Origin of the sequence: Pyramidobacter sp. CG50-2, assembly GCF_003612005.1 — a bacterium.
In the GTDB taxonomy this organism is placed as follows: domain Bacteria; phylum Synergistota; class Synergistia; order Synergistales; family Dethiosulfovibrionaceae; genus Pyramidobacter.
In genome coordinates this window covers 1-16,381 of the sequence record NZ_RAWT01000058.1, presented here as the reverse complement: position 1 = coordinate 16,381, position 16,381 = coordinate 1, and the positions used below count along the sequence as shown (strand labels likewise).

The following is a 16,381-nucleotide window of genomic DNA, read 5'->3' as shown; positions in this document are numbered from 1 at the left end:
TGATCCTGCGGTTATCGTATTTTGCCGGGCGTCCACGTTGACCTGATTTCGGGTGTTCGGGCGGCAGCATTCTCTTGATTCGATTCCACTCGCTGGAGGTCAGTTCATATCTTCTCTCTTCCATGAGAAAAGTTTAAGCGATTGGATCGATTTAGGCAACTTTGACGTTTTTTAAACAAGCCCTAGTATGAGAAAGGAGGAATTTGCCTTGTCAGATTATCAGGTAACGCTTCTGGGTACCCCCAGTGTTTATCGAAACGAAGAGCTGGTTTGTTTCCCCTACCGGAAAGCAGAGGGGATCTTCTACTATCTCTGCGTAGAGAAAAACGCCAGCCGCGACGAATTGGTTTCTTTTTTCTGGGGATCCTGCGGCGAGGACTCCGGCCGGAAAAATCTGCGTCAGGCTCTGTTCCAGATCCGCCGCTGTCTGGGGGGGAATGTTATTATTCTTCAAGGACGGAATGGGCTGAAGCTGAACCAACGGTGCGGCGTCCGGACGGACTGGGACGCGCCGGATCCGGAATTTGCTCTGTGTCAGGAGCGATTTCTGGACTTCTTCTATCTGAAAGGCTGTCCGGAATTTGAGGCTTGGGTAGAACGCAAACGGGATCTGCAAATTTCCCGTAGTCTGTCCTACATCGGAAATCAACTGAAGAACCCCGCCGTTTGCGAGGACGTTGCCCGGCTGCAGGAGCTGATCGGTATCTGGCAGTTCTGGAAGCCATGGGACGAGGAAATGGTTCTCACCGGCATGAAGCGTTTTGCTCAGGCAGAAAAATACGATCTGGGACTTCAGCTGTATCAGGAGTTTGTCAAGTGTCTTCGGGATGATCTGTCTGAATCCCCCTCCCACGCGGTGGAACTGCTGTACCGGACGCTGCTCCACCGGAAGAAAGTTTCCTTTCTCCGCAGACCTCGCGCCCATGATAATTTTTTTGGCCGTTTGGCAGAACTGCAGTATATCGATGAACGGATCTTCTGGTTTTTGAACGAGGAATCCACCGTCTCCGTGGTTATTGAGGGGGAAGTCGGCGTAGGCAAAACTGCGCTGATGCGGCAGATTTTAGAGATGAACCACGGTTTCGACGTACTGCAACTGTCCTCCCATTGTTATAGCGTGGAGGAGGAAATTTCCCTGAGCGCTTGGAGGAACCTGTTTGTTCAGTTGGAAAGTCTGTGTATCGCCGGGACGCTCCAATTATCCGCGCGCAGTCTTCAGTTGTTGCCGCTTCTGCTCTCCGGACGAATCAGCGAAGAAGACGACAACAGCGCCTGGACTTCCGCTGCACTGATCAACGGCGTATTGGGACTGTTCAAAGAACTGGTAAGTCAGCGAAAGGTCATTCTGTATTTTGACAGTCTCCAATGGATGGATTCTGTCAGTCAACAGCTTCTGCAGCGAATTATGATTGAATTCGGCAACGATCAAGTACTTCTTATTGCCACCTGTCGCACTGACGAGCAGAAGAACATTCTCGGGCTGTTGCTGGCGCTGCGGGAGCGGAATATCATTACCTCTCTGCCTCTTTCCCCTTTTACGGAGGAAGAAACCGCTGCTGTCATCTGTGAAGCTCTACAGAACCCCGGCACATCCAATACCCCTGATACTCACGAACTGTTTCTTCGCTCAGAAGGAAATCCTCTGGTGCTGATGGAGACTCTGAGCGTCATCCGCCAGGAAGGGTGGAAAAAAGGATTGCCCCTGCCCCGGCTTGACATGCTGATCCAACTGCGGCTGAACCGTCTTGATGCCCAGCAGCGCCGGGTTCTGGATGCTCTGTCCATCCACTTTGAGCATGCAAATCTGGAAGACCTGGAACTTCTGACCGGCATTTCCTCTAAAGAGCAGATCGAATTGTTGGACCAGTTGCTGGCCGCCGGGTTCATCGTGGAGCAACCCTGGGGCAGCGGTATTGTTTATAAATTCAAGCACCAGTTTTACAAGGACTATGTTTACCAGAATCTCTCCATGGGAAAACGTCGGCTATGGCACGCTACTGTCGCAGAATTCTATGACAAGCAGAAAACCGGCGACCGTTGGTGGATCTTGCTTCCTTATGCCATTCGGCATTATGAATACGGCGGGAATCCGAAGCGGGCAGAGGCTCTGCAAAAACTCCAGAATGAGCGGAAATCATAAATCCTCTGAATCCATCTGTGAATAATTATTGTCTCTGAACAAACCGTCCACAGGCTTTTTCATTATAAGAGCCTGTGGACTTTTTATTACATTGTCAGAAAACAAACGTAGAAATTAACGTAATTTTAACGCTTCAACGCTACACTGAAAATGCGTTTGGCACCAAACAATATCCTTAAATTCTTGAAAAGGAGGAGGAACTAAAATGACCCCTGAAGAAAAACGAATGCTGGAAATCATTGATGAGAACAGGGACAAAATTCACAAGATTGCCAAAAAGATCTGGGAATTCAAGGAAGTCGGCTGGGAAGAATTCCAGTCATCCACCCTGTTGATGAACGCGCTGGAAAAAGAGGGCTTTGAAGTTCAACGGGGCCTCACTGGAAAGCATCCAAAATTCAATCAGGACGTGGACATGCCTACCGCCTTCAAGGCCGTGTTCAAGGGGAAGGAAGAAGGCCCCGCCATCGGTCTGATGCTGGAGTACGACGCTCTGCCCAACGGGCACGCCTGCGGTCATAATCTGATCGCCGCCGCCGGCTTCTCCGCCGCATTGGGCCTGAAAGAGGCATTCGCCCCCGTCGGATCTGTCATCGTCTACGGCACCCCCGCCGAGGAATTGGAGGGTTCCAAGCATTACATTCTGGAAGGCGGCTACATGGACGAGGTGGATCTAATGCTGGCCAACCACTATGGCGCCGACTGGTGCTCGGAAGTGACCGGCAAGGCCATCGTCTGGCCAACCCATGATAACTGGCTTACCTTCAAAGGCCGTACTGCCCATGCCTCCTCCGCTCCCCAAAAGGGCCGCAGTGCTTTGGATGCAGTGATTCTGACCACTGTGGGCTTGGAATTCCTGCGGGAACACATGTTGGAAACCAATCGCATCCACTATATCATCTCCAAGGGCGGCACGGCAGCCAACTCTGTTCCCGATCTGGCCACGCTGAATGTGGAACTGCGGAGCAACGACTCCGCCGAATTGAACTCCCTGATGCGACGGGTAGACAACATTATCAAGGGTGCCGAACTGATGACGGATACCACTGCCGTTTACAAGTGGGACGCCCCGTGGTACTGCGCCACTCCCGTTCCTTCTCTATACCATTACGCGGCGGAGTACGCTGCCGATTTGGGAATTGATTCCTCGCGCTTTACGTTCGGTAATCTGCCCAAGGCTTCCTCTGACTTGGGGTGTGTGGCCTATAAGATCCCTACGGTGGAAATTACCTTCCCCATTGTGCATGACGGTGAGCCTGTCCCCGTGGGACATGCGGACGAGACGGCTCTTCTGACCTGCAATGAGTATCCTATTGATCAGTGCATGCTGGCCGGTAAACTGATGGCCCTGACGGGCCTGCGGGTGGCTGGCGACCCAAAGAAGCTGGCGCATCTGAAAGCCGAGTTCGCCCAAAACTACCGCGAGTGATCTCCTTTGAGTCAAGCGGTAATCCAGAGTTCTCCGTCTAAAGTAAATGCCAAAATGTCAAATTACGAAAGGAGAGAGTAACATATGTCAGATAATATGAAAAATCTATCGTCCACAAAAGAACTGAAGCGTGTCCTTGGCTTCTGGGACCTGATGGCAGTCGGCATCGGTTCCATCATTGGTTCAGGTATCATGTCTCTGACCGGCTGGGGCATTGATGACACCGGCCGAAGCATCTGCATCGCTTTCGTCGTTGGCGGTCTCATCGCCATTTTGGCCCGCTCCCCTCAGATCTTTTTGAACTCGGTGGCTCGTTACAGAGGCGGCGACTATTCTATGGTCGGCACCTTCCTGGGGCCCCGCTGGACCGGTACCTACTCTATGATTGCCCTGCTGACCAGTGTTACACTGTCCATGTACGCCCTTTCCTTCGCAGACTACGCCATGCCCTTCCTGCCTGCCCTCACCCGAAAAACTATTGCATTGGGCATACTGACACTGCTTTTTATCACCAACACTTTCGGCATCAATGCATTTGCTAAAGTCCAGAATCTGGCCGTGATATTTCTGGTCATTTCCCTGACCATCTTCACGGCTGTCGGGCTCACTAAGCTGGACGGCAACTACTTCGACCCCGCCAGCTTTATGACCCGCGGATTTATGGGGCTGTGGCAGGCTTCTGTCCTCATGAGCTACACCTGTGACGGCGCCCAGTTTGTCACTCAGATGAGCGGCGAAGCCAGGAATCCCACTCGCGACATTCCCCGGGTCATGCTGTTCTCCACTCTGGGTGTTTCCGTGTTCTACGGTTTGATTGGCATTGTGGCCGCCGGAGTGCTGCCTATCAATCAGGTTGCCGGTCAACCTCTGAGCGTCGTGGCTTCTGCGATTCTGTCCAAGCCCCTATACTACTTGTTCTGCATCGGCGGCGGTTGGATGGCCCTGCTGACCACCCTGAACAGTTCCATCGCTACCTGTACCAAGCCCCTGATGCAGGCCTGCAACGACGGCTGGTATCCCCGCTCTCTGGCCCGTTTGCATCCCAAGTACCGAACTCCCTTGATTTTGCTGGCTTTCTATTATGTGGTTGGCTTTGTGCCCATCGCTTTCAATATTAATATCGGCATCATCAGCAATATCACTATTACCGTAGGCGCCATCACCAAATCCATGATCGTGCTGTGCCTATGGAGAATGCCCAAGGTGCTGCCGGAAGTCTGGAAAAAGTCCGACTTCCATATCAGCGACGGTGCATTGAAAACGCTATGCATCGTAGATCTTCTGGTCATTGTTGTCTCCGGCGTCACTTCGTCCTTTAAGCTGCCCTTGTCTCTGTTGTTAGGCAACCTGGGCGTGGTCGCCTTCGCCTTTCTCTTCGGCAGTCTCCGCTACAAGAGCGGCAAGGTCAAAGTGGAGAACAGCTATGAGTTATCCTGACGCATTCTGATTCCGCGCTGCATTTCATACTCCGCAGGCTGCCAGTTGCATTCCGTTCGCAAATTTCATGCGGTTTAGGTACGTGATTTAAGCGTTCCGAAGAAGTTTCCCATCGATGAATTATCGTAGGAACTGTTTCTATTGGGCATTGACGGCTGAAAGTGGCATTCTTGATCCAAGTTCTAATATTGTACCGCGACTCCTGGTCACTGTGGAGTGCGAGTCTATCAGTGACCTTTTCGTTTTTTAAGCTTCGCAGATCGTATCGGTCACAGGAGAAGCCGTCATGTTCGTGCTGATTCTGTACCCCCTACTATCTTGCCGCAGAGGTCAATGACGGTGCATATATTCATCCCCTTTTACCAGATATTCTGCATTTGAATATTTTCTTGTTAATACGAAAGACCTTCTGCCGTAGATTTCATTCTACTGCAGGAGGTCTTTTTGTTCTTAGATATACAATCCAAGTGCAACGGGAAATAAAAGAAACATTGAACCTCGAGTGAGGACGAAGTGTTCACAAGGACAGTGCTGCCGATGGGTTGCTTTTCCGTAAAGCGAGATGCGGCTCGGATCAGAACATCAGGTGCATGAACGCCGCCGTGATGGGGATAGCGATGAAGGTGCGCTCGAAGAAGCAGATCACGAGGTCGCTCAACTTGAGAGGCAGTTTGGAAGCCAGCATGACGACGATGGTCTCCGAGAAGAAGATGATCTGGCAGATGGAGACCGTGGTGACCATATAACGCGCCTTGATGGAGAGCTCGCTCACCTTGTCGGCGATGAGCATGACGGGCAGAAACATCTCGGCGATGCCCACGGGCAGCGAAGGCGCGATGGCTTCGGCGTCGGGGACGGCGCACAGCTTGAGAACGGGAACGAAGATCTTGCCGATCCACTGGAACACCGGCGTGTAGGTGGCGACGATCAGCCCGAGGATGCCCACGCCGGCCAGAAGCGTCAGGACCTTGGGATATACTGTCATGGCGTCGAGGACGCTGTCCCTGATTTCCGGCAAAAGTTTTCCGGCCGTATAGGCTTTTTTCTCGGCGCGTTCGAAGCCTTTGACGAGCAGGTTGCCCGTGCCGCGCTGGGCCAGGATCTCCTCCTCGGTCTGGGCGCGCCCGTCGGCGTAAACGCCGCGTTTGTTCCGCAGCGGCGGCAGGCGGCAGATGACGGCGCTGATCATCAGCGTGATGACCAGCGAGCAGAAATAGACGCGCAGAAAGTAGTCGCCCAGCCCGGCGGTCTTGATGACCATGTAGGCGAACCCCACGCTCACGGCGGAAAATCCGGTGGCGATCAGGTCGGCCTCTTTCTCTGTGTACAAGCCCTTGCGGTACTGCCGGTTGGTGATGAGCACGCCCACCGACGAAGAACTGACGAAGGAGGCGATGCAGTTCACCGCGGCGTATCCGGGCACTTTGAACACGGGGCGCATCAGCGGTTCCATGAGCGTCCCCACCATGTCCACCAGACCGTAGTTCAACAGGAAGGGAAGGAACACGCAGCTCACCGGAATGATCCACGCCACGCCGACGACGATGGCGGGCACGGCGGTGCCGCCGGTGGCGGAGCTGACGATGAACTTGGGCCCCGCGAAGCCGGGGATCGTCGCGTCCATCGTGTAGATCAGCGTAAAGACGCCGCTCATCAGATAAAACACGGGATAGACGAAGGATTCGCCGCCGTAATACCTGCGCAGCCGCGAGCCTTCGGGCGCGAAGAATTTGCCGTAAACGCTGAGGATACCGTTGAGCGCGATAACGATCGTGATGCCCCAGAGCCCCGCGTTGCCCAGCGCGCTGATGAAGTAGTTGTAGATGTGGCCGAAAGGCACGTCGCTTTTGCCGTTGACGGTAACGTTGACGAAAAACACGAAGATGGCGACCGCCGAAAAAAGAACGGCTTTCAGCGCGCCGGCCGCTTTGCTCCGAAAGGAAAGCTCCAGCCGGTCCACCAGCAGGATGTCGTTGAGGTTCAGCGACGCGCGTTCCTCCGCGGAGAGGGTGTCGTAGAGGATCTTGTCAGAGTTCATGGAATCCTCCCTCCCGACTTATTTGCCTTCTTTCCGATTCTTCTGAAGAGCGAGGATGGAGAGGAATTCGAAGACGATGTTGGCCGCCAGGTAGGCCGTGATCTCGCCGTGATCGTAAGCGGGAAGCACTTCGACGATGTCGAAGCCCGCAAAGTTGACCGTCGTCAGCGCCCGCATCAGCGTCAGGGCTTCCAGCGACGTGAACCCGCCCACTTCCGGCGTGCCGGTGCCCGGCGCGTAAGCGGGATCGACGAAGTCGATGTCGAAAGTGAGGAACGTGGGCTTATCGCCGACGCGCTCCTTGACGGCAGCAATCAGCGCGTCCAGCCCCATCTCGCGGATCTTGTGGGCGGGGATCAGCTTCATGCCGAGATCGGCGGCCATCTTATGCTCGTTGGGATCGTAAAGCGAGCCGCGCATGCCGACCTGGATGCAGCGCGAAGGCTCGATCAGCCCCTCTTCGAGAGCGCGGCGGAACGGCGTGCCGTGATTGTACTTCTCGCCGAAAACTTCGTCGCAAAGGTCCGAATGCGAGTCGAAATGGATCAGTCCCACGGGGCCGTATTTCTTGGCGACGGCGCGAAGTTCGGCCAGCGTGATGGAGTGATCGCCTCCGAGCACGATCGGCAGGGCGCCGTCGTTCAGGATCCCGGCGACTCCCGCCTCGATCGCAGCGTAAGAAGGATGGATATAGCCGGGCACGATGGGGAAATCCCCCAGATCGCCGCCGGTCAGGGAATCCATGATGTTCACCTGCTGTATCACGTTGTTGGGCTTCATCATGCAGGAGATGTTGCGGATCGCCGAAGGCCCGAAACGGGAGCCCGAGCGGAAGGAACTGGCGGTGTCGAAAGGCGCGCCGGCGATGGCGAAGTCAAGTCCCTTGGCGTTCTGGACGCGGGCCATGCGCATAAAAGTTCCCATGTTGCAGAAACGAGGCGAAGAGAGCGCGCTTGCAGGCTGATTGGACATAAAATATTCCCCCTATAATTTTTGGATGAATTTCACTGACACTCAGAGTACCGGTCTCTCTGTGTCTTCACGATATCACGGGTCTTTGTTTTTGTACTTATACTGAAAAAATAATGACCTATATCGCTCACCAGTCTTAAAATTATTTATAAAAAAGTCATTTATAGATTTACGTCATATTATCGAAAAAAGATGCGCCTCAATAGACAAAGTGCCGGACAATCTATCCTGAAAACGTTATAATCTATCAGCCAATTCATATGTCCCTTTCTTCTTATTAAAATGATAAACTGTTTTTATGAGAGAAATCGTGTTCACCGGCGGCGCGTTGCGGCTCAAACGCAAAAGGAGGCGACAGAATGAACCTGAAGCAACTGGAATACGTGATCGAAATCAGCAAGTGCGGTTCCATCAACAAGGCCGCCCAAAACCTTTACGTGGCGCAGCCGTCGCTAAGCACCGCTATCAAGCAGCTGGAACAGGAGCTGAAATTCAACGTCTTTCGGCGCAAGAACTCCGGCATAGAGCTCACCTCCGAAGGCAAAATGCTGCTGCTGTCGGCCAAGCTTATCATCTCTGAGGCAGAGCGCATCCGACGCATTCCCCTTCTTTTCGACAGCCAGAAGAACCTCTCCATCTGCGGCACGTGGTCGTCGCTGCTCATGTGCAGCTTCATGCAGTTCCGCAACGAATTCCCCGAAGCCTCTCTACAGGACAACATCAAAGAGACCAGCATCCGCCAGGCCATTCGCGACGTGATGGACCAGACCTACCGCCTTTCCATCGTTTCCTGCCTCGACAGCCGCCGCAGCCTCTATCACTTGGAAATGCAGAAGTATCATATCAAGATGACGCCTCTGGCCGTCAATGTGCCTCCCGTAGCCGTCGTTTCCATGAACCATTACCTGAGCCGTTTCCGCGCCGTCACCACCGCTCAGCTCAAAACCTGTCCTATCGTCGCTTACGACACCTTCAACAGCGATGACTGGCTTGGCGCTTTCGGACTCGACAGCAGCTGCGAGATACTCAATATCTTCGACCGCGGCGCCCTGCAGGACGCCATCCGCCATAACTACGTCGCCATCCTGCCCATGGATCCCGATCTGGAACAGAGCATCCCCAACATCGTCATGCGCCGCATCTCCGACGGCCCCATGTCCAGCATTTACATGCTGCACCAGATCTCCTATCCGTTGAACCCGCGCGAGAAAAAATTCATCGCCCGCTTTCAGGCCCGCTTGGACTCCATCTACGGCAGCCGGGCGCGATAGGAACCTTCTCGACGGAGAAAAGCGCCGCCCCTCTTGGTTTCGTGCGAAATCGAGAGGGGCGGATCGTTTACTCTTACCAATAAGCGTTTGAATTGCCTGCGGTAACTTCGTCCGCGCAGATTGTTCCGCATAGGATGAGCTATGTGAAAAGACGCGGCGTTGAGGAGTGTTTTTCGGCCGTAAGGGATACGGGGCCCGGAGTGCGGAAAAAAGGTTGACATGAGTGTATAGTGGCTATATACTTTCGCCATGATGGACATGAAATTTAAAAACAAGTCAAGACTCAGTTATGTTTTTCTGCGGATTGTGAGCAAAACCATGGATATCGACAAGAAAGCCCGATATTTCGGGACCGACCAGCCTCTCTACGAAGCCGAGATCCACATGCTGAAGGCGGTCAAGGAAAACGAGGGGATCCATGTCACGGGGCTGGCCGATATGCTGGGCGTCACCAAGGGCGCTGTTTCTCAGACTCTGATGAAGTTGCAACGCAAGGGGATGATCGTCAAGGAAACGGATCCCGCCAATCTGTCGCGGCTGACTCTCAAATTGACGCCGAAAGGAAAGACGGCTTACCTGAGCCACGAAGAGCTCCATCGGAAATATGAGAAAGTGTTCAGCGATATCCTTGCGGATTATCCGGAGGCGAACAAAGCTTTTTTGCGGAGCTTTTTCAGTATGCTCGAGGAAAAGCTTGACAAGTTTATGGAATGAAGAAGCGGAAGTTTTCAAATTCCGAAAAACTTTCCGGGGAGCGGGGAGGGATTGTTTTTTGGAAAAGAGTATAGCTACTATACTCTTTCATGCCATTTTACAGAGACTTTCTCGGCAGGCAAAACTTTGTCCCGTCTCACGATCGAAGGCGCCCGCGAAACGCCGAAAGGCTCTGAAGGAAGGAGTAAGTTCAGATGAACTGTACAAGGAGATCATATCTGTGCGCGGCGCGGTCCTTTTGTCTGCGGGGGCAGAGGATGACGCGGCTTTCCCTTTTCGCCGTCCTGCTCGTCCATATTGTTTCGGCGAGCCTGCCTGCGGCGAAAGCGGCTTCGTCTCCCAACCGCCCCGTCCCCGTGGAGCTCTTCGTGGCGAAGGAAAAGGATATGGCGCTGACCCGAGAGTATATCGGGCACGTGGAAGCCGTTCAGGCTGTCGAACTTCGTCCGCAGGTGTCGGCCATCATTGAGAAGGTCGAATTCCCGGAGGGCGCCGAAGTGAAAGAGGGACAGCTGCTCTTCACTCTGGATCGGCGTTCTTTCTCCGCGGCGGCGGAACTGCGCAGGGCGGAACTCGCTCAGGCCCAGGCCGACAAGGACAGAGCGCGACGCCTCCTCAAACGCATGGAGGCCGCCGATAAACGCTCGGTCACGGCGTCGGCCCTTGACGACGCTCGTTGCGCCGTGCTCGACGCCCAGGCAAAAGTACGGAGGGCGACGGCGGCTCTGAGGATGGCCGAGATCGACCTGGAACGAACGAAAATCTGTTCGCCGATCGACGGCCGCATCGGGGCGGCGCTGGTTACCCGCGGCAATTACGTGACTTCGGCGACCCCGCTCGCACGGGTGGTGCAGACCGATCCCATACGCGTTTCATTCGCTCTGTCCGATCGCGAGTATCTCGCCGGCCGGGCGTTTTTCGCCGGCGGCGCGAAGGGCGCCGGTACATTCTCAGTTCGCGCCGTCCTGCCTGGCGGAGTGGAACTTCCCGGCCAGGGACGTCCGGATTTTATCGATAACCGCATGAATCCCGGAACAGGGGCTATCCTCGCGCGCTGCCGCTTTGACAATCCGGACGGATTATTGGTGCCGGGAGAACTGGTGACGCTCCGGGTGCTCCGTTCTGCGGGGCCGGTCCTGATTGTGCCGCAGGAAACGGTCATTTCCGATCGGCAGGGCGATTTCATCTGGTTCGTCGACGACGGCGGGATCGTCTCTCGCCGTTCCGTCGTCGTCGGTCAGACTGTGGACGGGCTTGCCGAGATCGTCGAAGGCCTGGCCCCCGGCGACCGCATCGTGCGCCGAGGGATGCAGCGCGTGCGGCACGGCAGCGCCGTAACGGCAATAGCGCCGCCTGAGGAACGGTGACGGCGTCATGATCTCGAAGTTCTTCATCGATCGTCCGCGTTTCGCTGTCGTTCTTTCTCTTCTCATGTCCGTCGTCGGAGCGCTGGCGCTCTTTCTGCTTCCCGTCGCCCAGTACCCCGAGATCGCGCCGCCGACGATACGCGTCTCGACCGTTTATCCCAGCGCGTCGGCTCGGGTCGTGTCCGACACGGTAGGAGCGCCGCTGGAAAAAGCCGTCAACGGCGTCGAAGGTATGATGTATCTGTCGTCGTCGGCTTCGGATTCCGGGGCGTACGTCATGAGCGTGACTTTCGAGCTCGGCACCGATCCGGATATGGCGCTGGTCCGGGTGCAGAATCGAATGCAGCTCGCCTTGCCTCAGTTGCCCGTCGAAGTGGTCGCCCGCGGACTCTCGGCGTTGCCGGTATTCATGTCGCCCATCGCTCAGCTGAGTTTAGTCTCTCCCGGGGGGACTCACGACCTGCTGGCGCTGAACGATTACATGAAAAACAACGTCAAAGACGCCATCGATCGCGTCGACGGCGTAGGAGACTCGTTCCTCATCGGCTCGGGGCGAAGTCTCAGAGTCTGGCTGAATCCGGAACGCATCGCCAACCTGGGACTTTCCGTCGACGACGTGGTAGCGGCGATACGGAGCCAGAACCGGCAGGCGGCTATCGGAGCCGTGGGGATGGCTCCGGGCAACGAAGGGACTCCGATAGCTTATTCCCTCGAAACGAAAGGACGTCTGAACGACGCGGAGGATTTTAGAAACGTGATCGTGCGTACGGATTCCGACGGCAGTCGCGTCACTCTCGGTCAGATCGCCCGCATCGAGATTGGAGCCGAGAGTTACGGCTTCGAAGGGTTTGTCAACGGGGCTCCCTCGTCCAGCTTGAAGATCAGCCAGTCGCCGGGTTCCAACGCCTTGGAGGTCATGGCGGCGATCAGGACTCAGATAGCCCGTCTGGAACGGGATTTCCCGAATGACATGGAAATGGCGATCGTCTACGATGCGACGGCTTTCGTCAGAGCGTCTTTCGTGGAGATTCTCGCGACGCTGGGGCTCACCTGTCTGCTGGTTGTCGTCGTATGTTACCTGTTCCTGCAGAGCTGGAGAACGACTCTGGTGCCCGTGGCGGCCATCCCCGTATCCTTGCTGTTCGCGCTCGCCGGGCTGTCCGCCCTCGGGTACAGTCTCAATATCCTGACGCTGTTCGGGTTCATCCTGGTGATCGGCACGGTGGTGGACGACGCCATTCTCGTGGTGGAGCGGGTGCAGTTCGTCATGGAACGGGACGGCGCCGATGCCCGCTCGGCAACGGTCCGCGCCATGAAGGATATCACGACGCCTATGGTCGCCACAACGATGGTGTTCCTGGCTATCTTCGTCCCCGTGGCTTTCATGAAGGGGATGACCGGCATCATCTACCGGCAGTTCGCGGTCACCATCGCCCTCGCCGTTTTGTCTTCGCTGGTCGTCGCGCTGACGCTCAGCCCCGTGATGTGCGCATCCCTGCTTTCCGCCGCCGCACCGGCGGCGAAAGGCCCGCTCGCATGGTTCAACCGCCTGCTGGAACGAACCCGTTCAAGTTATGTGAGGGGATCGGTATGGATCGCCCGCCGTTCCGCCGTAACGCTGCTGCTGTTCCTTCTGATCGGCTGCGCGGGATGGTTCATGCGGAGGAAGATCCCCACGTCGTTTCTGCCCGACGAGGATCAGGGCTGCGCTTTTCTCGTCGCTCAGCTGCCCGAAGGGGCTACCAGGAGCCGGACGGTCCCTTTGATCGAAAGGCTGTGCCGTAGGGTGGAAGACGTGCCGGGGATCGAGTGGGTCCTGGGTTTCCCGGGCAACAATTTCATCGGCGGATTCGGAGCGGACGAGAGCGTGGGCTCTGTCTGGGTGACTCTCGCGGACTGGTCGGAACGCTACGCGCGCGAGAGGCAGGATCTGAACTCCGTCATGGCGAAACTGCGCGGCATCGCCGCTTCGGTTGCGGAAGCGCGGGTGATGGTGTTCACGTTGCCGCCCATCCTCGGCGTCAGTCTGAGCGGAGGACTTGACTTCCGTCTCCAGTCGCGCCGGGGATTCGATCCCGCCGAACTGTATCAGGTGCTCCTGGATTTTCAGGGACGTCTCGCCCGGTGTCCGGAAGTGCTGTTCAGTTACAGTCCTTACACCGCCAGCGTGCCTCATATGCGTCTCAACGTCGACCGCGCCAAAGCGGAAGACCTGAACGTACCGATCTCGTCGGTTTTTTCGACGCTCCAGTGCTATTTCGGCACTTACTACGTGAACGACGTCAACCTTGGGAACCAGACCAACAAGGTCCTTCTGGGAGCGGACGCGCCGTTTCGGCAGAACGTCGACGGGATGGCGCGGATCCATGTCCGCGGCAGGACCGGACGGCAGGTGCCCCTGAGCGCTTTGGCGGCGACGGAAAAAAGCTTGGGGCCGAGCGAAGTGGATCGCTACAACCTCTATCCCGCAGCCGCCGTTACCGTAAGACTCAAACCCGGCGTCAGCACCGGGCGAGGGATGGCTCTCCTTGAAGAACTGGCAAAAGAACTGCCCGAAGGCTATGGCTACGAATGGTCCGGCATGAGCTTTCAGGAAAAGCGCACCGGCGAATCCGGCGAACTGAGCCGCGTGCTGTTGCTGGCGCTGCTCTTCAGCTATCTTTTCCTGGTGGCTCAATACGAGAGTTGGACGCTGCCCCTGTCGGTGCTCCTGTCGCTGGTAACGGCTTTCGGCGGCGCTCTGGCTGGCGTGTGGATCATGAAGCTGTCGCTGAGCGTCTATGCCCAGCTGGGGATCCTTCTGCTCGTGGGACTGGCCTCGAAGAACGCCATCCTCATCGTCGAATTCGCCAAAGCGCTGCGGGAACGAAACGGACTGTCGATCCTCGACGCGGCCTCGCAGGCCGCCCATGAACGATATCGCGCCGTGCTGATGACGGGTCTGACCTGTGTCTTCGGCATCCTGCCCATGCTTTTTGCCGCAGGCGCGTCGTCGGCCAGCCGAAGGGCCGTCGGCAGCGTCATGGTGTTCGGGATGGCGATCGCTACGGTATTGGGCGTTTTCCTGATCCCCGGACTGTTTGTCCTGTTCGAAAGACGTGCAAAAAGCGGCGGCGCTCCCGCCGTCACGCCGAAGAAGACGAGGTGAGATCAACGCGATGAACGGGAAAAAATTTGCGCTTGCCGCGCTGGCGACAGCGGCGCTGACGGCACTGGTTTGTCCGCAGGGACGCGCCGCGCGGAGGACGGAAAAGGCAAATGAAGGCGACTGGCTGCGTCTGGCGGAACGATATCCTTTGACGGCTTCTTCGGCAAACGGAGAACGGCTCTCCGCATCGGTTCTGGCCAGATGGTGGGACGCGCTGGACGATGAGCTTCTGCCGGAACTGATCGTTCGCGCCCTGAAACATAATAAAGATATGGACGCCGCGCTGGCGCGGGTATACGAAGCGCGGGCAGCGCTGGGTATTGCCGAGGCCAGTCTCTCGCCGACCGTCAGCCTGGGCGGGAAAACCCACAGAAGCCGGATTTCCGACAACACGGGAGGAACGGGAGAACGCAGCGGACACCGTTTGGGGTTCGACGCTTCATGGGAGATCGATCTATTCGGCCGGCTGCGCCGGGGCGCTTCGGCGCGACGCGCCGACCTGGAAGCCGAGGTCGCCGGACTGCAGAACGTCTGGGTCTCGATCGCCGCCGAGGTGGCGCTGAACTATGCCGATTACCGTTCGCTCCAAGCCAGGATCGACATAATGGAACGGAATGTCCTGCGTCAGGAGGACATGCTTCGTCTCGTCGCCTCGCGCCGCGCAGCCGGCCTGAGCGACGGACTGGCGGAACAGCAGGCGCGGTACGGCCTGGAGTCGACCCGCGCCGGTATTCCGCCGCTGAGGTCTGCTCTGGAAGCGAAGAGCAACGCCCTCTCCATTTTGATCGGAGAGATCCCCGGTTCTCTGAACGACGCGCTGGCTTCCCCTGCTCCGGTCCCCCGACCGAAGGCCGCTCTTGTGACGGGGATCCCCGCCGAGACGCTGCGCCAACGCCCGGATATCCGCATGGCCGAACGTCGTCTGGCTGCGCAGGCGGCGCGGAAAAAAAAGGCCGCTGCCGAGCTTGCCCCTCAACTGCGCCTGTCGGGTTCCGTCGGTTTCGAATCACTGAATTCAGGAAACCTTTTCTCGCCCGGATCGCAGGGATTTTCGATCGGCCCCCTGATCTTCAGTTGGCCGCTCTTCAACGCGGGAGCCCTGCGCCGCAACGTTCGGGCCCAGGGTGCGCGTGAAAAGGCGCTGCTGGCCGCCTATGAAAAGACCGTGCTGAAGGCTGCCGCCGAAGTGCGCGACGCCCTTGCGGCCTACGGGCAGGAAAATTTGCGCCGGCAGTCCCTGGAAGCCGGGCGTTCAGCAGCCCGGCGCGCGCTTGAACTTGCCGAAGATCGCTATCTTCACGGACTGTCCGATTTCAGCGACGTGCTGGGAGCCCAGGGAGCGCTCCTGTCTCTGGAGGACGGACTGGCGGCAAACGCCGGCAACATGACCGGCGCTCTGATCAGACTTTACAAGGCCCTCGGAGGAGGCTGGGCGCCTTTGTCCCCGGAGGGAAGACTTCAGCCGATCTCCGACGCCGTTAAGCACGGACGGTAGCCTTTTCGCACTTGCAAAGCGCAAACTTCATTTCGCGCGTTTCCCATGCGATATTTTGGGACCGCGGCAGGTATCTGACTGTAACCCCAGTCCATGCCGAAAACGTGCTCCCTTGCCGACGAAAGCCGTCAAACGACGTTCCGCCCGTTCCGGTTTCGCGCGAAACCGGAACGGGCGGAACGATTATTTATTTTAGTGCATGTAAATTAATACTACTTCTTTATAGTATAGCCAAACTTCCCGTACCTCAGTTATAATGCACCCGAGGTGATGGAGAATGCCCGTAAAATACGAGATCACATCGGAACAGCAGGCGGAAATCGAAGCAGCGCGGAAAAAGAATCGCAACAAGAAGATCGAAGCCAAACTG

The 16,381-nt window shown here is 56.6% G+C and carries 10 protein-coding genes; 8 read left to right on the top strand and 2 right to left on the bottom strand.

Annotated elements, in window-relative coordinates:
* Window positions 1–208 precede the first annotated feature (208 nt).
* The 3 genes from D7D26_RS10465 to D7D26_RS10455 all read left to right on the top strand — a co-directional run bounded on the left by D7D26_RS10465 (window position 209) and on the right by D7D26_RS10455 (window position 5,006).
* On the top strand, window positions 209–2,140 hold the full coding sequence (locus tag D7D26_RS10465; RefSeq protein ID WP_120372994.1) for an AAA family ATPase: 1,932 nt from the start codon (window positions 209–211) through the stop codon (window positions 2,138–2,140).
* 205 nt (window positions 2,141–2,345) lie between these two features.
* Complete coding sequence (locus D7D26_RS10460; protein WP_078014987.1) at window positions 2,346–3,569, top strand: amidohydrolase; 1,224 nt, start codon at window positions 2,346–2,348, stop codon at window positions 3,567–3,569.
* A gap of 84 nt (window positions 3,570–3,653) precedes the next feature.
* The gene (locus D7D26_RS10455) at window positions 3,654–5,006 is read left to right on the top strand and encodes an APC family permease (RefSeq protein ID WP_199674778.1); all 1,353 of its coding nucleotides are present in this window, start codon (window positions 3,654–3,656) and stop codon (window positions 5,004–5,006) included.
* Between the two features lie 574 nt (window positions 5,007–5,580).
* On the opposite strand, the gene D7D26_RS10450 is transcribed toward D7D26_RS10455, so the two are convergent.
* A complete protein-coding gene (locus D7D26_RS10450) occupies window positions 5,581–7,044 on the bottom strand; it encodes a YjiH family protein (RefSeq protein ID WP_120372993.1) in 1,464 nt (487 codons plus the stop codon).
* 18 nt (window positions 7,045–7,062) lie between these two features.
* Window positions 7,063–8,016 carry an agmatinase gene (speB, locus tag D7D26_RS10445; protein ID WP_120372992.1) on the bottom strand — a complete coding sequence of 318 codons (954 nt, stop codon included), beginning with the start codon at window positions 8,014–8,016 and terminating at the stop codon, window positions 7,063–7,065.
* Between the two features lie 359 nt (window positions 8,017–8,375).
* Here speB and D7D26_RS10440 point away from each other — a divergent pair, with 359 nt between their 5' ends.
* From D7D26_RS10440 to D7D26_RS10420, 5 genes are all read left to right on the top strand, one after another.
* The gene (locus D7D26_RS10440; protein ID WP_078014984.1) at window positions 8,376–9,287 is read left to right on the top strand and encodes a LysR family transcriptional regulator; all 912 of its coding nucleotides are present in this window, start codon (window positions 8,376–8,378) and stop codon (window positions 9,285–9,287) included.
* A 306-nt stretch (window positions 9,288–9,593) separates the two neighbouring features.
* Entirely contained in the window at window positions 9,594–10,001 is a 408-nt protein-coding gene (locus D7D26_RS10435) for a MarR family winged helix-turn-helix transcriptional regulator (protein WP_199674776.1), read from the top strand.
* 257 nt (window positions 10,002–10,258) lie between these two features.
* A complete protein-coding gene (locus D7D26_RS10430) occupies window positions 10,259–11,368 on the top strand; it encodes an efflux RND transporter periplasmic adaptor subunit (protein ID WP_158606346.1) in 1,110 nt (369 codons plus the stop codon).
* A gap of 7 nt (window positions 11,369–11,375) precedes the next feature.
* Window positions 11,376–14,516, top strand: a complete 3,141-nt coding sequence (locus D7D26_RS10425; protein WP_120372990.1) for an efflux RND transporter permease subunit — start codon at window positions 11,376–11,378, stop codon at window positions 14,514–14,516.
* 10 nt (window positions 14,517–14,526) lie between these two features.
* On the top strand, window positions 14,527–16,011 hold the full coding sequence (locus tag D7D26_RS10420) for an efflux transporter outer membrane subunit (protein ID WP_120372989.1): 1,485 nt from the start codon (window positions 14,527–14,529) through the stop codon (window positions 16,009–16,011).
* The last annotated feature ends 370 nt before the right edge of the window (window positions 16,012–16,381 follow it).